Here is a 16,248-nt window from a genome sequence, read left to right on the forward strand (position 1 = left end):
GCTTCCTCATTCCAGGGGCTTCTTAGGCATGTCGGCAAGAATTCCATAACGATGAATTTGGCCGGGAGCATGCGCGATGCCGTTTCGTCGATGTCAGCAAGGGGCTGCCCGCCGGCAAGCACCGCCGCGCCCACGAAGTGCTGGTCCTGATCGGCAAGCTCTACGCCATCGAGAAGAACACGCGCAAATTCAAGGCCACCGAGTGGCTCGCGCTACGCCAGGGCCGAAGCCGCGCTGTCGTCAATGAACTGCGCTGCTGTCGTGACCAAGTGCTCCCTACCGTGCCACCGTCCTCGGTGCTCGGAGGTGCGCTGGGCGACTTGCATCGGCAGTGGCCGCGTCCGACGCGCTACCTCGAGCGCGGCGATCTGCCGATCGACAACAACCCGGCCGAAAACGCCAAGGCCAACGGCGTCGAGCCGTAGCTGTGGCTGCGCCAAGTGCTGCGCGCCTTGCCCACCACGACCACCGTCGAACACTTCGAGGCCCTCCTGCCTTGGAATCTCGAGGCGGAGCAGTTGATCACATACGGAGTGAGAATTCTCCACAAACAATAAAGCCCCGGCTAGCGGGGCTTTTTGTCGCCATCTTCAAGCTGCTGCGCGCTCAATGGAATACGCTGAATGCCTTCATCATTGGCGGAAGCTCAGGGATTCGAACCCTGGAACCCTTGCGGGTTGCCGGTTTTCAAGACCGGTGCAATCGACCACTCTGCCAAGCTTCCTGCGTACTACCTAAAACAAATTTCAAGACCGTTGCATTCGACCGCTCTGCCACGCTTCCGCAAGACTGCAAAGTATACCACCGCGACACGCCCGCATCGGAGGGCGAGCGCCCCCGCTCAGCCCGGCCCGACTTCAGTCCCCGGGGTGCGCTCGAAGAGCGCCACGGACTCGACGTGCGAGGTCTGCGGGAACATGTTGGCGATCCCCGCCGCGGCGAGCCGATAGCCCTTCTCGTGCACCAGCACCGCGGCGTCGCGCGCCAGGGTCGCCGGGTTGCACGACACATACACGATCCGCGATGGCCCGCGTGACGGGTCGATCGCCTTCACCACCGCGATCGCGCCCTCGCGCGGCGGATCGATCAACAGCTTGTCGAGCCGGCCGAGCGCGGCCAGGCTGTCCTCGGTGGTCTCGAACAGATTCGCGGCGTGGAACTCACAGCGCGCCGCGAGCCCATTGCGCGCCGCGTTGGCATGGGCGCGCTCGACCAGGGCCTCGCTGCCCTCCACACCCACCACCTCGGCGCCGAGGCGCGCGATCGGCAGGCTGAAGTTTCCCAGCCCGCAGAACAGGTCTGCGATACGCTCGCCCGGGCGCGGGTCGAGCAGTTGCATCGAACGCCGGATCAGCAGTCGATTGATGTCTGCATTCACCTGGGTGAAGTCGGTAGGGCGGAAATCCAGCCGCAGGCCGAACTCGGGCAAGGTGTAGAACGGTAGCTGCGCGTTCGCCGGGTGCAGAGGCCGCGCCGAATCGGGGCCCGCGGGCTGGACCCAGGCCTGGATGCCCTCGGCATCGGTGAAGGCGGCGAGCTGCTTCTCGTCCGCCGCGGAGAACGGCAGCAGGTTGCGAAACACGAACACGGTGCTGTCCTCGCCCACCGCGATCTCGACCTGAGGCAGGCGATCCGCGATCGACAGCCCGGCCAGCATCGTGCGCAGGCGCGGCAGCAGCGCCGAGATCGCCGGCGGCAGCACCGGGCAGGTGCGCATGTCGACGATGTAGCTCGAGCGGCGCTCGTGAAAACCCACGCGCAGCCCACCCTTGCTCGGCACCAGGCGCACGCCCAGGCGCGCGCGGTAGCGGTAGCCCCAGGCGGGACCGTGGATCGCCGGCAGGATGCGGTCGGCGTGCAGCTTGCCGATGTGGCGCAGCGCGTCCTCGAGGAGGCGCTGCTTCACCGCGGCCTGCGCATCCGCATCCAAATGTTGCATGGAGCAGCCACCACACACGCCGTAATGCGGGCAGCGCGGCGCCACGCGCTGCGCGCTCGGGCGCAGCACGCGCACCACCTCACCCTGCTCGTAACTCGGTTTGGCACGCCGCACGACGTATTCGACGCGCTCGCCCGGCAGGGCGCCCTCGACGAATACCGCCTTGCCCTCGACGCGGGTCACGCCACGGCCTTCGTGGTCCAGGGAATCGATCTTGGCTGTCGGCATGGTCGTGCGAGAGGGTTCGGGAAGCGCGCGATTCTACCGCGCCACGCCTGCGCGGATGTCCGCTTCAGGCAATGTCTCCTTACCTTTGGGCCCCACTTGCGCGCCGCCACCTCATCCGGACGACATGATCCCCCATGCTAGAATCTTTGTGCATTGCGGCATCCAGCGCGGAAGACGGGGTCTCCCGGCGTCCGCCGAAACAAGCCGTACGCACCCCGACCCCCAGAACAAGGAAGACAGACCATGAAGCATTCCATCCTCGCCGCCGCCCTCGTCGCCCTCGCCGTGTCTGCCTGCGGCAAGAAGGAAGAGCCGGTCGCGGTTCAGCCGGCACCCTCGGCCCAGGAACAGATGAAGGAATCGGCCGCCCAGGCGGTGGAAGCGGCCAAGGAGAGCGCGAAGGCCGCCGGCGACGCTGCCGCGGCCGGCGCGCAGGCCGTCAAGCAAGAGGCCGCCGCGGCGGTCGAGGCGACCAAGGAAGCCGCCGCTACTGCGGCCGCCAAGGCGGACGCTGCTGCCGACGCGGCTGCGAAGAAGGCCGACGCCGCGGTCGAGGCGGTCAAGGACGCCGCCGCCGACGCCAAAGCCGACACCGTCGATGCCGCGGCCCAAGCCAAGGCGGCCGCCGAAGCTGCCGTCGGCGCCGCCAAGGAATCGGCTGCGAAGTAAGAAGCCCCCGCTCCACGGCTCGAATGAAAAAAGCCGGCTGCATGCCGGCTTTTTTCATGCTGTCGCCACCTCGGGGAAGACCGCCTCCGCCCCGATGAGACGCGACCTGCGGCGGTGCCATCCCCTCGTGACGCTCAGCGCAGCTGTTCCCGCAGCAGGCCCAGCATGCGGCGCGCGGTGTCGGAGTTGTCGAGCCCGCCCTCGCGGGTGAGCACGCTGACTCGCGAGGCCTCGCCCTGCCCCTGCACGCGCAGACGGTATTCGCTGCCACCGGCGGCCGGTTTGGCATCGCTGCGCCAGAAGGCCAGCCGCGACAGGAAGCCTTTCTCGGTGCTGCGGTTGTCCGCGTCGGGATCGACGTACCGCACGAAGTACAAGCCCTGCGCACGGTCGCGGTCCTCGACGGTGAAGCCGATGCGGTCGAGCGCGAGGCCGACGCGACGCCAGGCACGATCGAATGCCTCGTCCATCACCAGCATCACCTGGCCGTCGGGCGCGGAGGCGATGCGCGCCCGCTCCGCCTGCTGCGGCGTGGCGATCGCGACCTCGGCACGCGCCTCCTCGGCACCGAGGCGGACCATCAGGCGACGCAGCATCTCGGCCTCGAGCTCGGGGTCGGCGGGACGCGGCTGCCAGATCGTCGAGTCCTTGGCCTCGGTGGGGTAGATTTCCATCATGCCGCGGTGCGAGATGTAGACCTCCACCGTGCCCGTTTCCTTGCCCTGTTCGAGGCGGGTGCGGAACTTGTCGCGCTCGGGGGTCGAGAACAGGCCGTCGAGCACCTTGCCGATGCTGGAGCGGAGGAAATCCTGCGGGATCTTGGCGCGATCCTCGGCCCAGTCGGTCTCCATGACGCCGATTTCCGGGCTGTCGATGTTGAGGATGAAGCCGAGCTCGAGCCAGAAATCCTTGATCTGCGGCCACAGTTCCTCGGGGGTGCCGCCCACCACCAGCCAGCGCTGGCTGCCCGCACGCTCGATGCGCATGGTGTCGGATTTGGCGAGCACCAGGGGACCGCTGGTGGCCTGCGCCGGCTGGCCGGCGCGATCGGCCGTGTAGGCGGAGTAGGTGGCGACGCCGCGCGGGGCGACATCGGGCACGGCGAAGCGGTCGTCGCGCTGCGGTGCGGTGAGATCGGGCGGGATCTCGAGGGGGCGTTCGATCTGTTTCGCGCTCTTGTAGTCGATGCGCTTGGATTCGAGCAGCGATCCCGAACAACCGCCGAGCGCGATCGAGAGCGCGAGCAGGGACAGGGAGGTGCGCTTGGAGCGGATCATGGAAGTCCTGGGCAGAGAGATTCGGATCAGGCCTGGATGCCGGCCTTGCGCATCGCCGCGCGCACGCGCTCGTGATGGGCTGCGGACAGCGGGGTGAGGGGCAGGCGGAGGCCGTCGCCGATCAGCCCCATGCGCGCCACCGCCCACTTCACCGGGATCGGGTTGGCCTCGCAGAACAGGTCGCGATGCAGGCCGGTGAGCCCGGCATTGGTTGCGCGCAAGGTGCGCATGTCGCCCGCGGCCGCGGCCGCGCACAGCGCATGCATCGCGCGCGGCGCGACGTTGGCGGTCACCGAGATGACGCCATGGCCGCCGAGCATCAGAAAGGCGGCCGAAGTCATGTCGTCGCCGCTGTACAGCGCGAACTCCGCCGGCGCGCGCTCGACAAGGTCGCAGGCGCGGTCGAGGTTGCCGGTGGCGTCCTTGAGACCGACGATGTTGGGCACCTCGGCAAGGCGCAGCACGGTGTCGTTGGCGAGGTCGGCGACGGTACGGCCGGGAACGTTGTAGAGGATCAGCGGCAGTTCGACCGCCTCGGCGATGGTACGGAAGTGGCGGTAGAGGCCTTCCTGGGTGGGCCGGTTGTAGTAAGGCACCACCGAAAGATGCGCGTTCGCACCGGCCTGTGCGGCGAAGCGCGCGAGTTCCACCGCTTCGGCGGTGGAGTTTGCACCGGTGCCGGCGATCACCGGCACGCGCCCCGCGCAGTGCTCGACGGCCACGCGGATCAGCTCGCAATGTTCGTCCACGGTGACCGTGGGCGACTCGCCGGTCGTGCCGACGATCACGATGCCGTCGGTACCTTCGGCGATGTGCCAGTCGATGAGGCTGCGCAGGCGGGGGAAGTCCAGGCTGCCGTCGTCGTGCATGGGCGTGACGATGGCGACAAGCGATCCGGTAATCATGGCGTCCGACAGTGAATTAAAGCTGGGATTCTAACCGATCGCCGCGCACGGTCGAGCCTGCCTCTGTTACAGGACGCGGCCGGCGTGCCCCGTATGCGGGCGCGCCGGCCGGCGGCAACGCAGGCGGCCCGGCGAGCGGGACTCAGAGATCGGCCAGCGTCTTGATGTGGGCCACTACCGAGCGCGCCAGCGAGGACAGCGAATAGCCGCCTTCGAGTATCGAGACGATGCGCTTGTGGCCGCAGGACTCGGCGACTCCCTTGATCTGCTGGGTCGCCCAGATGTAGTCGGCCTCGAGCAGCCCGAGCGAGCCCATGTCGTCCTCGTAGTGCGCGTCGAATCCGGCGGAGATGAAGATCATCTGCGGACTATGGCTGCGCAGCGCGGGCACGACGATGTCGCCGAAGACCTGGCGGAAGGCATCGCCCCGCGTACCCGCCGGCAGCGGCACGTTGCACATGTGCGCAGGGGGGTTCTCGGTACCGCAATACGGGTAGAAGGGATGTTGGAAGATCCCTGCCATCATGACCCGCGGGTCGTTGCGGAAGATGTCCTCGGTGCCGTTGCCGTGGTGCACGTCGAAGTCGACCACCGCGACGCGCTCCAGCCCGTGGGCTTCGAGCGCATGGCGGGCGGCGATGGCGACGTTGTTCATGAAGCAGAACCCCATCGCCTTGGCGCGTTCGGCGTGGTGGCCCGGCGGACGCACGGCACAGAAGGCGTTCTCGATCTCCCCCTTCATCACGAGGTCGGTGGCGTAGACCCCCGCACCGGCGGAACGCAGCGCCGCCTTCATCGTGCCCGGACTCATCGCGGTGTCGGGATCGAGGTGGCGGATGCCGTGCTCCGGCACGCTCTCGATCAGGTTGTCGAGATGCTCGGCCGGATGCACGCGCAGGATGTGCTCGCGCTCGGCCAACGGTGCATCGAAAAAGGACACATACATATCGAGCCCCGAGGCGATCAGGCGATCGTTGATCGCCGACAGCCGGTCGGGACACTCGGGATGCATCGCACCCATGTCGTGCAGCCAGCAGTCACGGTGAGTAATGAATGCTGTCGTGGTCATGCTCCTCCCTCTCGCCTCGCGGACGACGGACACGGGGCACCAGACACCCCCTTCCGACTCTGGCGGCCGCCGACCGTGTTGCGTCCGATCGTCGGGCCGCTTGCCTTTGTCGTCTATTATCACCGCTTCCAGGCCAATTTCACAGTGCGCACGATGACCCTGCACCATGCGAATCGTCTGCTCGAAGCCGCCTCCCGCATCATCCTCGGCAAGGAGCGCGAGCTGCGCCTCGCGCTCGCCTGCCTGATCGCGCGCGGCCACCTGCTGATCGAGGACGTGCCCGGCGTCGGCAAGACCACGCTCGCACACGCGCTCGCCCGCCTGATGGGGCTGCAGTTCCAGCGCATCCAGTTCACCAGCGACCTGCTGCCCGCGGACATCCTCGGGGTCTCCATCTTCGACCGCAACACCGCCGCCTTCCGCTTCCACCCCGGGCCGGTGTTCGCCCAACTCATCCTCGCCGACGAGATCAACCGCGCCACGCCGAAGACGCAGAGCGCGCTGCTGGAAGCCATGGAGGAGCGCCAGGTCACCGCCGACGGTCAGACCTGCGCGTTGCCCGAACCCTTCTTCGTGATTGCCACGCAGAACCCCGCCCACCAGATCGGCACCTTTCCGCTGCCCGAGAGCCAGCTGGACCGCTTCCTGCTGCGCATCCGCCTCGGCTACCCGGACCCGCAGGCCGAGCGCGCGCTGCTGATGGGCGAGGACCGGCGCGGGCTGCTCGAGCGCCAGCCGGCCGTCATCGGCCCGGGCGAACTGCTCGACATGCAGCTGGCGGCGCAAGGCCTGCATGTCGCCGAGGCCCTCGTCGCCTACGTCCAGACCCTGCTCGCCGCAACCCGCAACAGTGCGGAACTCGCCGGCGGACTGAGTCCGCGTGCCGGTCTCGGGCTGCTCGCCGTGGCGCGTGCATGGGCACTGCTCGACGGCCGCGACCACGTGCTGCCGGAGGACGTGCAGACCCTCTTCCCGCACGTCGCCGCGCACCGCCTGCACCTCGCCGGCGACGGCCGCCCGGCGCCGGCGGCGACGCTGGTGCGGCTGCTGCAGACCGTCGCCGTGGGCTGATGGCGCGCACCGCCGCATCGCTCGCCACGCGGCTGCGCCACGCCGGCGAGCGCTGGCTGTTCCGCATCGGCGCCCCGGAGCCTGCTCCGATCCGCCTCGGCCAGCGCCGCATCTACGTGCTGCCGAGCGCGGCAGGTGTCGGCTTCGCCCTCGCCCTGCTGGTGATGCTGCTCGCGGCGATCAACTACAACCTGAGCCTCGGCTACGCGCTCGTGTTCACCCTCGGCGGCAGCGCCGCGGCGAGCATACTGCACGCCTTCCGCAACCTGTACGGTCTGTCGATCCGCCCGGGGCGCTGCGCGCCGGTGTTCGCGGGCGAGACCGCCGTGTTCTCCCTCCTCATCGACAACCCGGCCAGCCGACGGCGCCCCGCCTTACGCCTGGGCGCGCAGGGACAATGGAGCGCGTTCGATCTCCCCGCCGCGGAAGAGACCGCCGTCGCCCTGGCCTGCCCCGCGCTCCGGCGCGGCCGGCTCGCGCTCGGGCGCAGCGTGCTCGAGACGCGCTGGCCGCTCGGCCTCATCCGGGCGTGGAGCGTGTTCGTCCCCAAGGCCGACTGCCTGGTGCTACCCACGCCGGAACCCGATCCGCCGCCCCTGCCCCCCGCAGGTGGCGACGCGACCGGCGCCAGCCGCGACGCGCGCACGGGTGACGAGGACTTCGCCGGCTTGCGCGCGCACCGTAGCGCGGACTCGCCCCGCCACGTCGCATGGAAGGCCGTGGCACGCGGCGGCCCGATGCTGACCAAGGAGTTCGCCGCAGGAGAGGGGCGCGAGCTGCTGCTCGACTGGGACCGCCTGCCCGCCGGACTCGACGCCGAGCGCCGACTGTCGCGGCTCACCGCCTGGGTACTCGCCGCCGAGAGTGAAGGACGCCGCTACGCGCTCGCCCTGCCCGGCATCCGCATCGCGGCAGCAACTGGCCGCGCCCATCGCGAGCGCTGCCTGCGCCTGCTCGCGCTCCATGGCCTTCCCGATCCGACAGCGGAGGATGGCGCATGAGCGTGGCTCGCGCACGGCGGCTGATCGGCCTCCGCCGCCGCGGCGGCCGGCTGGGTGGCACACGCACCGGCCCCCCGGCGCCTGCGCTGCGGCGCGACCAGGGCGCCTGGCTGCTCGCCGCCGCCGCGATGGCGATCGCACCTCATGCGGGCTGGCTGCCGGGGTGGATCGGGGCGCTCGGCCTCGGCCTGCTCGGGTGGCGTGCGCTGCTGCTGTGGCGCGGCCGCCGGCCGCCGCCGGGCACCCTGCTGTTCGCGCTCGCGCTCGCAGTCGCCGCAGGGGTACGTCTGGAGTTCGGCCACTTCTTCGGCCGCGAGCCGGGCGTCGCGGTGCTGGTCCTGCTGCTCGGCCTCAAGCTGCTCGAGACGCGCGCGGCGCGCGACATCCGCGCCGGGGTGCTGCTGTGCCTGTTCCTGCAGTTGGCGCTCTTCTTCGAGGATCAGTCCCTGCCCGTGGCCGCGCTCGTGCTCGCCGGCACCCTGCCCGCACTCGGCGCCCTGGTGGCGCTCGCCGACCCGGACGGGGGCGAGCGCGAACGCCTGCTCACCGCGGCTACCCTGCTCGCTCAGGGCCTGCCCTTCATGCTCGCACTGTTCGTGCTCTTCCCGCGCATCCAGGGCCCGCTGTGGGGCCTGCCGGCGGATGCGTTCTCGGCGCGCACCGGGCTGTCGGACACGATGCGCCCGGGCTCGATCAGCGCACTCGGCGAATCCGACGAGATCGCCCTGCGCGCCGCCTTCTCCGGTCCGCCGCCTCCACCGGCGCAGCGCTACTGGCGCGGCCCGGTGCTCACCCGCTTCGATGGTCGCGAATGGCACGCCGAGCCGGCCGCCGAATCCGCCTCGCCCCGCTACACGCCGCAGGGCGAGCGCATCGACTACCTGCTTACCATCGAGCCGCACCAGCGGCGCTGGCTGATCGCGCTCGAACATCCGGGGCCGGCGCGGCCGCCGATCCGCTATACCGGCGACCTGCGCGCGCTCGCCGCCGAACCCCTGCGGGCACGGGCGCGCTTCGCCCTCGGCGCGTATCCGCACACGCCAGTCGGCGTGGCCGAATCGCCCGCGGTGCTTGCCTCGGCCACCACCCTGCCCGCCGACAGCAACCCGCGCAGCCGCCGCCTCGCCGCCGAACTCGCCGCTGGCGCGCGCGACCACGCCGAGATCCTCGAGCGCGTGCTCGCCCGACTGCGCGCCCTGCGCCTGGCCTACACGCTGCGCCCGCCGCTGCTCGGCCGCCACGCGGCAGACGAGTTCCTCTTCGACGCCCGGCGCGGCTTCTGCGAGCACTTCGCCTCCGCCTTCGCCGTGCTGATGCGCGCCGCAGGCGTGCCGACCCGGATCGTGACCGGCTATCAGGGAGGCGAGATCAACCCGATCGACGGTCAGCTGGTGGTGCGCCAGTCCGACGCCCACGCCTGGACCGAGGTCTGGCTGCAGGGACGCGGCTGGCTGCGGGTGGACCCGACCGCGCTCGCCGCCCCCGAGCGCATCGACGGCGGGCTGGCCGCGGCGCTGGCCGACGCGGGCGAGTTGCCGCTGATGTTGCGCGCCGACATGGCCTGGCTGCGCGGCCTGCGCCACCGCTGGGAAGCTGTCGCGAACCTGTGGAACCAGCATGTCCTTGGCTACAATCCCGAGCGCCAGCGCGAACTCCTCGCGCGCATCGGCCTCGGCGCGGACAGACTGGCGCAGACCCTGGGCGTGCTCGCCGGCGCAGCGGTACTGCTGTTCGCCGCCCTCTATGCCTGGAGCCTGCGCGCCACGCGCGTGCGCGACCCGCTCGCGCGCACCTGGGAGCGCTTCTGCGCGAAGATGGCCGCCGCTGGCGCGGCCCGCCCAGCCTGGCAGGGGCCGCAGGACTATGCCGAAGAACTGGCCACGCACTTCCCGGCGCATGCCATGGAACTACGCGGCATCTGCATGCTCTACGCCCGCCTGCGCTATGGACCGCCCGCCCCGGAGCAGCAACTCCGGATTCTGCACAACCGCATCGCCTCACTGCGCCTGAAATGATCCCGACCCCGTCCCTCCCCGCCCGCCCTTCCTCGCCCACGCAGCGGCCGCCGTACCGGCAGCGCAAGCTCGGCGGGCTCCTCGCCGCCTTCGCGATCGCGCTGTGCACGCCCGCGCTCGCGCATGCGTCCTACGCCGAGCGCGAGGACGCGCGCGCCTTCGCCGCGGAAATCGCCAGCCGCCATGCACTCGACGCCGGCGAGATCGAGCGCGCGCTCGCCGGCGCCCGCCACGATCCGGAGGTGATCCGCCTGATCACGCCCCCCTCGCGCAAGGGCGTGCGTTCCTGGCGGTCCTATCGCGCGCGTTTCCTCGACCGCACCCGCATCGACGGCGGGATGCGTTTCTGGCATGAGCACGCCGATACCCTGGAACGCGCCGAGCGCGAGACCGGCGTCCCCGCCGAGGTCATCGTCGCGATCATCGGGGTGGAGACGATCTACGGGCGCAACACCGGCAACTTCGAGACCCTCTCCACGCTCGCCACGCTGGCCTTCGACTACCCGCCGCGCGCCGAACTCTTCCGCCGCGAACTCGAGGCCCTGTTCCTGCTCGCGCGCGAACAGGGACGCGACCCGGCGAGCTATTACGGCTCCTTCGCCGGCGCGCTCGGCTACCCGCAGTTCCTGCCGAGCAGCATGCGCGCCTATGCGGTGGACTTCGACCGCAACGGCGCCATCGACTTCGACGGTGACCCGGTGGACGCGATCGGCAGCGTGGCCAACTACCTGCGCGCGCATGGCTGGCAGGCAGGCGCACCGGTCGCAGAGCGCGCTCGCCTGTCGCCCGCGACCGATGCTGCCGGCCTGGTGGCGGCCGGCATCGAGCCGACGCTCGCGCCCGCGCTGCTCGCCGACAACGGCATCACCACCGCCGACGGCCGCCCTGTCGCCGCCGCGGCGACCCTGGTGGACCTGGAGACGCCAGGCGCCGACACCGAGTACTGGCTCGGCTACCGGAACTTCTACGTCATCACGCGCTACAATCGAAGCAGTTTCTACGCGATGTCGGTGTTCGAGCTCGCCGAGGCGCTGCGCCTGGGCCGGCTGGTGGAGGAGATCCGCGCCGAACGCCGCTGAAGGATCCGCCCATGCCCGCAAGCGCCCCGCCGTCGTCCTCCGACCCCTCCTCCCTCCGTCCAGCGCCGCTCGGCCTCGCCGACCTCGGCGGCGCGCTGCGTTTCGGCATCACGCAGTTCCGGGCCATTCCGCTCCTGAGCATGGCCTTCGCACTACTCTTCGTGGTGATCGGAGCCCTGCTCTTCGGCATTCTCGAGTTCGGCGCGATCGCGCCGATGAGCCTGTCGCTAGCCGGGGGCTTCATGCTCGTGGGTCCGGTACTGCTGGCCGGCTTCTTCGGTGTCTCCGACAAGCTGCGCAAGGGCCGCCAGCCGAGCTTCGGCGACATCTGGAGCGGTTTTCGGCAGATGCCGCGCGGCGGCTGGGTGGTGTCCTTCGTTTGCGGGCTGCTGTTCCTGATCTGGATCACCGACGCCGGCATCCTCTACGGCTTCATGGTGGGCCGCGAGCCGATCGGCTTCGTGCGCCTGCTGCGAATCGAGCAGGTCGTGATGGACTACGCCGGTTACAGCGCGATCATGGGTGGAGTGCTGGCCTTCATCCTGTTCGCCGTGTCGGCGTTCTCGATCCCGCTGATCTACGATGGCCGCGCGACGCTGGTGTCGGGCGTGGTGGCGAGCGTGCGTGCGGTGTTCGGTCGCTTCGGCGTGATGATGTGCTGGGCCTTCCTGCTCGCCGCGGTGATCATGGGCAGCGTCATGGCCCTGCCGCTGCTGCTGGTCAGCCTGCCGGTGATGGCCTACGCGAGCCGGGAACTCTACTTCCGCACCTTTCCCCCTGCCGCGCCCGCGACATGACGGGACTCCTGCGCGCACCCGCGGTTGTGCTTGCCTAGAGCAGCGCGTCGCGCGAGATTCCGCGCCGGCGCAGGATCCGGCGCAGCTGGCCCAGCGCCTCGAGCTGGATCTGGCGCACGCGCTCGCGGGTGAGTTCGAGGCGTTCGGCGAGTTCTTCGAGCGTGAGCAACTCGCACTCGTCGATGCCATAGCGGTGACGAATCACCATGCGCTGCTTGTCGTTGAGGATCGCGAGCCATTCGCGCACGAGTTGCTCGACTTCCGAGCACTGTATGCGAAGGTCGGCGGAGATCTGCTGCTCGTCCGCGAGCGACTCGCCGATCGACAAGGAGGGGTCGATATCGAGCGGCGCGTCGAGCGAGGCGGTGTGCTCGCCGAGCGCGAGGATGCTGCGCACCTCCTCGATCGTCTTGCCTAGCCGATTGGCGATCTGCTCGAGCGAGGACTCGCCGTTGCAATCGGCCTCGATGTGGCGCTGCGCGCGCAGGACCTGGTTGAGTTCCTTCACCACGTGGACGGGCAGGCGGATCGTGCGCGACTGGTTCATGATCGCACGCTCGATGTTCTGCCGGATCCACCACGTCGCGTAAGTCGAGAAGCGGAAGCCACGCTCGGGGTCGAACTTCTCGAGCGCGTGCATGAGGCCGAGGTTGCCCTCCTCGACCAGATCGAGCAAGGGAATACCGCGATTGAGGTAGTGCTTGGCGATATTGACGACCAGGCGCAGGTTGCGCTCGATCATCGTCTGCCGGGCATCGAAGTCGCCCATCCGCACGCGGCGGGCGATCACCAACTCCTCCTCGGCGGTCAGCAGCGGATTGGCGCCGATCTCGTTGAGGTAGAGCTGGGTGACGTCACTGAAGAACTCGTTCTCGACAACCGGCGGCGCCTGGAACGAGAACACCTCCACCTCAGGGGGAAGATCCGGTTCCTGCTGACTTTCCAGTTCATCAAGATTGACCGGTTCTTCCATCCTCGCCCTCCTCAGCGCGCAGGCAGATACCCGGCCGGATCGACCGCCTTGCCCTGCTTGCGGATCTCGAAATGAAGCTTGGGCCGATCGGCTTCCGAACTGCCGAGCTCGGCGATCTTCTGGCCCTGTGCGACCTGGTCGTCTTCCTTGACCAGGAGCTTGTCGTTGTGAGCATACACGGAGTTGTACTCCTGATTATGCTTGATCACGATCAATTTGCCATAACCCCGCAGGCCGCTGCCTGCGTAGACCACCTTGCCGGCCGCCGCCGCATACACCGGCTCGCCGACCGCGCCACCGATGTCGAGCCCCTTGTTGGAAGCCTCGTTGAAACCGGCGATCACGCTGCCGGAGGCCGGCCAGCGCCATTGGCCGCTCATCGTCGAGGGCGGCGCCTCCGCCGCGGCGGGCGGCGGACTCTCGACCGCAGCGGGCTCGGTCACCGGCGCACGGCCGCCGACCGGTTCCCGCACGGTCGGGACCGTAGCGGAGCCGGTCGAAGGGATCGGCGTCGCGATGGCCCCCCCAGCCCCCGCGATCGAGCCCGTCGAGGCCGACGGCGACACGCGCAGGCTCTGGCCGACGTGGATCTGGTCGGGGTCGGTGATCCGGTTCCACGACACCAGATCGGGCAGGGTGACGCCATATTGGCGTGCGATGCCGAGCAGGGTGTCGCCCGGACGGACGGTGTGATAACCCGAGGCCGGCGCGACCGCAGCGGCCGGTGCGGGCGAAACCCCGCTACCGTCGCGCACCGGCGCCGTCCCCTGCGAGGCGCAGCCGGCAAGCAGCGCGGCGGCGACGAGGGCGATGAGATGAGAAGTGTTCTTGTGCATCCGAAAATACCGTGATTCAGTCAGTACCCGCGATCAGGGGAACGAAGCGCACCGCCTCGCACCAGGTCTCGCGGAAGGTATTGCCCTGGCGCTCGATCAGCAACAGGCGCTGCTCCGCTCCACCGACCGGAATGATCAGCCGCCCGCCCGAGGCGAGCTGCTCCTTCAATGCCGGCGGCAGCCCGACCGCCGCTGCGGCGACGACGATGCTGTCGAAGGGAGCGGCCTCGGGGAGACCAAGACTACCGTCGGCAAGTTTCAGCCGCACGTTGGGCAGGCGCAAGGGGCGCAGGTTCGCGCGCGCGCGATCGAGCAGGCCGCGGATGCGCTCTACGGCATAGACCTCGGTGGCGAGCAGCGACAGCACCGCCGCCTGATAACCGCAGCCCGCGCCGACCTCGAGCGTGCGCCCGAGCTCGCGCCCGTTGCGCAGCAGTTCGAGCATGCGCGCCACCACGAAGGGCTGCGAGATGGTCTGCTGGAAGCCGATCGGCAGCGGCGTGTCGTCGTAGGCGCTGAATGCCAGCCCCTCGTCCACGAAGGCGTGGCGAGGCACCGCCTGCATCGCCGCGAGCACGCGCTCGTCGCGGATGCCTTGGGCGCGCAGGCGCTCGACCATGCGCGCGCGTGCGCGCGAGGCCTGCCCCGGGTCGGATGCGCGCACGCTCACCGCTGCAACCAGTCGAAGACCGGAGCGATCAGGCCGGTATGGGTGAGGTCGATCTGCAGCGGCGTGACCGACACGAAGCCGTTGGCCACCGCATGGAAGTCGGTGCCTTCTCCCGCGTCGGCGGCACCGCCCGCGGCACCGACCCAATAGACCGTCTCGCCGCGCGGCGTCTCGCTGCGCACCACCGGCTCGGCCTTGTGGCGCTTGCCCAGGCGGGTGACGCGGATGCCTTGCAGGCGCTCGTAGGCGACATCGGGCACGTTGACGTTGAGCAGCACCGGACGCGGAAAGGGGTTGCGCATGAAGCGCTCGGCGAGGTCGCGAGCGACGCGTGCGGCGGCGGTGAAATCGGTGGCCGACTTGCTCACCAGTGAGACCGCGATCGAGGGCACGCCAAGCAGAAAGCCCTCGGTGGCGGCCGCGACCGTGCCCGAATACACCGTGTCGTCCCCCATGTTGGCGCCGTGATTGACACCGGAGACAACCATGTCGGGAAGGTGGTCGAGCATCCCGGTGACCGCGAGATGGACGCAGTCGGTGGGGGTGCCATTGACGTGATAGAAGCCGTTGGAGGTCTGGCGAAGCGAGAGCGGACGGTCGAGCGTCAGCGAGTTGCTCGCGCCGCTGCGGTCGCGCTCGGGAGCGACCACGGTCACCTGGCCGATCGTGCCGAGCGCCTCGGCGAGCGCCGCGATGCCGGGGGCGAAGTAACCGTCGTCGTTGCTGACCAGGATGCGCATCTTGATTCCGTGCGGGTGGCTGCGAGGGATTGCAAGGGCCTGCAAGGGGCGCCGCGAACCGGCGGGAGCGGAGATATTAGCATGGCGTACCAGGCCGCACGCCTGGCGAACGGCACAAACAAAAAAACCGGCCTGGGCCGGTTAGTTTGATTGGTCGGGGCGGCGGGATTCGAACTCGCGACCCCTTGCACCCCATGCAAGTGCGCTACCAGGCTGCGCTACGCCCCGACACAAGCCGCCATTATAGCAGCGGTTTTCAGAAATACCAGTACTTTTGCTGCGCGATGATCAGCCCGCGAATCGTGCCGCGGATCAGGCGCGCAGTTCCTGCAGCGTGGCCGCAATCTCGGCGCGCAGTTGCCGCAGCGTGGACCTGCATTGCTCGAGTTCCACGCCGTTCTCCTGCTCCTGGATCGCCGACTCCCCAAGGCGGTTGCGCGCACCGGAGATGGTGAACCCCTCCTGATACAGCAGCTGGCGGATGCGCCGGATCAGCATGACCTCGTGGTGCTGGTAATAGCGCCGGTTGCCACCGCGCTTGACCGGTTTCAGCTGGGTGAACTCCTGCTCCCAGTAGCGCAGCACGTGCGGCTTCACGCAGCACAGCTCGCTCACCTCGCCGATCGTGAAATAGCGCTTCGCAGGAATCGGCGGCAGTTGCTCGCCACCGGTTTCAGGGCTGCTTGCTTGCATCGCTGAGTTGCTCCACCGCGGCCTTCAGTTTCTGGCTGGCATGGAAGGTGACCACGCGCCGGGCGGTGATCGGGATTTCCTCGCCGGTCTTGGGGTTGCGACCCGGACGCTGCGGCTTGTCGCGCAACTGGAAGTTGCCGAAGCCGGAGAGCTTGACGCTGTCGCCGCGCTCCAGCGCCGTCCGGATCTCCTCGAAGAAGCCCTCCACCATGTCCTTGGCTTCACGCTTGTTGAGCCCGACCTGCTCGAACAGCAGGTCGGCGAGCTCGGCCTTGGTGAGGGTCAT

16 protein-coding genes, 2 tRNA genes and 1 pseudogene are annotated in these 16,248 nt (G+C 69.2%); 7 read left to right on the top strand and 12 right to left on the bottom strand.

Annotation, left to right across the window (positions count from 1 at the left end):
- Positions 1–80: 80 nt before the first annotated feature.
- A pseudogene (locus PO78_RS20625) lies at positions 81–425 on the top strand (IS66 family transposase); the annotation flags it as partial.
- 211 nt (positions 426–636) lie between these two features.
- On the opposite strand, the gene PO78_RS20630 reads toward PO78_RS20625, so the two are convergent.
- Together PO78_RS20630 and rlmD are read right to left on the bottom strand one after the other, a co-directional pair.
- Positions 637–724 (bottom strand) — tRNA-Ser (locus PO78_RS20630).
- A 117-nt stretch (positions 725–841) separates the two neighbouring features.
- Positions 842–2,167 (bottom strand): 23S rRNA (uracil(1939)-C(5))-methyltransferase RlmD, encoded by a 1,326-nt coding sequence (gene rlmD / locus PO78_RS20635; RefSeq protein ID WP_043746573.1) that lies wholly within the window; start codon positions 2,165–2,167, stop codon positions 842–844.
- A 243-nt stretch (positions 2,168–2,410) separates the two neighbouring features.
- On the opposite strand from rlmD, the gene PO78_RS20640 reads away from it, so the two are divergent.
- Positions 2,411–2,836: a hypothetical protein gene (locus PO78_RS20640; RefSeq protein WP_043746575.1), complete on the top strand. Its 426-nt coding sequence runs from the start codon at positions 2,411–2,413 to the stop codon at positions 2,834–2,836.
- Positions 2,837–2,970: 134 nt separating this feature from the next.
- On the opposite strand, the gene bamC is transcribed toward PO78_RS20640, so the two are convergent.
- The 3 genes from bamC to PO78_RS20655 form a co-directional block, all read right to left on the bottom strand.
- Positions 2,971–4,113 carry an outer membrane protein assembly factor BamC gene (bamC, locus tag PO78_RS20645; protein WP_043746578.1) on the bottom strand — a complete coding sequence of 381 codons (1,143 nt, stop codon included), beginning with the start codon at positions 4,111–4,113 and terminating at the stop codon, positions 2,971–2,973.
- A 26-nt stretch (positions 4,114–4,139) separates the two neighbouring features.
- Positions 4,140–5,018, bottom strand: coding sequence for a 4-hydroxy-tetrahydrodipicolinate synthase (gene dapA / locus PO78_RS20650; RefSeq protein ID WP_043746581.1), 879 nt, complete (start codon positions 5,016–5,018; stop codon positions 4,140–4,142).
- Between the two features lie 142 nt (positions 5,019–5,160).
- Complete coding sequence (locus PO78_RS20655; RefSeq protein ID WP_043746584.1) at positions 5,161–6,087, bottom strand: histone deacetylase family protein; 927 nt, start codon at positions 6,085–6,087, stop codon at positions 5,161–5,163.
- Positions 6,088–6,240: 153 nt separating this feature from the next.
- Here PO78_RS20655 and PO78_RS20660 point away from each other — a divergent pair, with 153 nt between their 5' ends.
- From PO78_RS20660 to PO78_RS20680, 5 genes are read left to right on the top strand one after another with little or no spacing between them, the layout of a single operon-like run.
- Positions 6,241–7,158: an AAA family ATPase gene (locus PO78_RS20660; RefSeq protein ID WP_043746961.1), complete on the top strand. Its 918-nt coding sequence runs from the start codon at positions 6,241–6,243 to the stop codon at positions 7,156–7,158.
- The gene (locus PO78_RS20665) at positions 7,158–8,159 is read left to right on the top strand and encodes a DUF58 domain-containing protein (protein ID WP_043746587.1); all 1,002 of its coding nucleotides are present in this window, start codon (positions 7,158–7,160) and stop codon (positions 8,157–8,159) included. The genes PO78_RS20660 and PO78_RS20665 overlap by 1 nt, the downstream gene beginning before the upstream one ends.
- Positions 8,156–10,174, top strand: coding sequence for a transglutaminase family protein (locus PO78_RS20670; RefSeq protein ID WP_082047928.1), 2,019 nt, complete (start codon positions 8,156–8,158; stop codon positions 10,172–10,174). Before PO78_RS20665 ends, PO78_RS20670 begins: the two co-directional genes overlap by 4 nt.
- The gene (gene mltB, locus PO78_RS20675) at positions 10,171–11,253 is read left to right on the top strand and encodes a lytic murein transglycosylase B (protein ID WP_082047930.1); all 1,083 of its coding nucleotides are present in this window, start codon (positions 10,171–10,173) and stop codon (positions 11,251–11,253) included. The genes PO78_RS20670 and mltB overlap by 4 nt, the downstream gene beginning before the upstream one ends.
- Before the next feature lie 11 nt (positions 11,254–11,264).
- The gene (locus tag PO78_RS20680; RefSeq protein ID WP_004299109.1) at positions 11,265–12,050 is read left to right on the top strand and encodes a DUF2189 domain-containing protein; all 786 of its coding nucleotides are present in this window, start codon (positions 11,265–11,267) and stop codon (positions 12,048–12,050) included.
- A 34-nt stretch (positions 12,051–12,084) separates the two neighbouring features.
- Here PO78_RS20680 and rpoS read toward each other — a convergent pair whose 3' ends face one another.
- The 7 genes from rpoS to PO78_RS20715 form a co-directional block, all read right to left on the bottom strand.
- Positions 12,085–13,023: an RNA polymerase sigma factor RpoS gene (gene rpoS, locus PO78_RS20685; RefSeq protein WP_043746590.1), complete on the bottom strand. Its 939-nt coding sequence runs from the start codon at positions 13,021–13,023 to the stop codon at positions 12,085–12,087.
- An 11-nt stretch (positions 13,024–13,034) separates the two neighbouring features.
- Positions 13,035–13,859: a peptidoglycan DD-metalloendopeptidase family protein gene (locus tag PO78_RS20690; protein ID WP_043746593.1), complete on the bottom strand. Its 825-nt coding sequence runs from the start codon at positions 13,857–13,859 to the stop codon at positions 13,035–13,037.
- 16 nt (positions 13,860–13,875) lie between these two features.
- Positions 13,876–14,529, bottom strand: coding sequence for a protein-L-isoaspartate(D-aspartate) O-methyltransferase (locus PO78_RS20695; RefSeq protein ID WP_004299102.1), 654 nt, complete (start codon positions 14,527–14,529; stop codon positions 13,876–13,878).
- Entirely contained in the window at positions 14,526–15,269 is a 744-nt protein-coding gene (surE, locus tag PO78_RS20700; protein ID WP_004299100.1) for a 5'/3'-nucleotidase SurE, read from the bottom strand. The genes PO78_RS20695 and surE overlap by 4 nt, the downstream gene beginning before the upstream one ends.
- 151 nt (positions 15,270–15,420) lie before the next feature.
- Positions 15,421–15,497: transfer RNA gene (locus PO78_RS20705), tRNA-Pro, on the bottom strand.
- Positions 15,498–15,581: 84 nt separating this feature from the next.
- Complete coding sequence (locus PO78_RS20710) at positions 15,582–15,962, bottom strand: MerR family transcriptional regulator (protein ID WP_004299098.1); 381 nt, start codon at positions 15,960–15,962, stop codon at positions 15,582–15,584.
- The gene (locus PO78_RS20715; protein WP_004299096.1) at positions 15,943–16,248 is read right to left on the bottom strand and encodes an integration host factor subunit alpha; all 306 of its coding nucleotides are present in this window, start codon (positions 16,246–16,248) and stop codon (positions 15,943–15,945) included. Before PO78_RS20715 ends, PO78_RS20710 begins: the two co-directional genes overlap by 20 nt.

It is taken from the genome of Thauera sp. SWB20 (assembly GCF_000831325.1).
Classification (GTDB): Bacteria; Pseudomonadota; Gammaproteobacteria; order Burkholderiales; family Rhodocyclaceae; genus Thauera; species Thauera aminoaromatica.

Coding starts and splice junctions, on each gene's coding strand:
- mltB (WP_082047930.1), top strand. CDS start 10,171: ATGATCCCGACCCCGTCCCTCCCCGCCCGCCCTTCCTCGCCCACGCAG.
- PO78_RS20665 (WP_043746587.1), top strand. CDS start 7,158: ATGGCGCGCACCGCCGCATCGCTCGCCACGCGGCTGCGCCACGCCGGC.
- dapA (WP_043746581.1), bottom strand. CDS start 5,018: ATGATTACCGGATCGCTTGTCGCCATCGTCACGCCCATGCACGACGAC.
- bamC (WP_043746578.1), bottom strand. CDS start 4,113: ATGATCCGCTCCAAGCGCACCTCCCTGTCCCTGCTCGCGCTCTCGATC.
- PO78_RS20690 (WP_043746593.1), bottom strand. CDS start 13,859: ATGCACAAGAACACTTCTCATCTCATCGCCCTCGTCGCCGCCGCGCTG.
- PO78_RS20660 (WP_043746961.1), top strand. CDS start 6,241: ATGACCCTGCACCATGCGAATCGTCTGCTCGAAGCCGCCTCCCGCATC.
- rlmD (WP_043746573.1), bottom strand. CDS start 2,167: ATGCCGACAGCCAAGATCGATTCCCTGGACCACGAAGGCCGTGGCGTG.
- rpoS (WP_043746590.1), bottom strand. CDS start 13,023: ATGGAAGAACCGGTCAATCTTGATGAACTGGAAAGTCAGCAGGAACCG.
- PO78_RS20710 (WP_004299098.1), bottom strand. CDS start 15,962: ATGCAAGCAAGCAGCCCTGAAACCGGTGGCGAGCAACTGCCGCCGATT.
- PO78_RS20640 (WP_043746575.1), top strand. CDS start 2,411: ATGAAGCATTCCATCCTCGCCGCCGCCCTCGTCGCCCTCGCCGTGTCT.
- PO78_RS20715 (WP_004299096.1), bottom strand. CDS start 16,248: ATGACCCTCACCAAGGCCGAGCTCGCCGACCTGCTGTTCGAGCAGGTC.
- PO78_RS20680 (WP_004299109.1), top strand. CDS start 11,265: ATGCCCGCAAGCGCCCCGCCGTCGTCCTCCGACCCCTCCTCCCTCCGT.
- PO78_RS20655 (WP_043746584.1), bottom strand. CDS start 6,087: ATGACCACGACAGCATTCATTACTCACCGTGACTGCTGGCTGCACGAC.
- surE (WP_004299100.1), bottom strand. CDS start 15,269: ATGCGCATCCTGGTCAGCAACGACGACGGTTACTTCGCCCCCGGCATC.
- PO78_RS20670 (WP_082047928.1), top strand. CDS start 8,156: ATGAGCGTGGCTCGCGCACGGCGGCTGATCGGCCTCCGCCGCCGCGGC.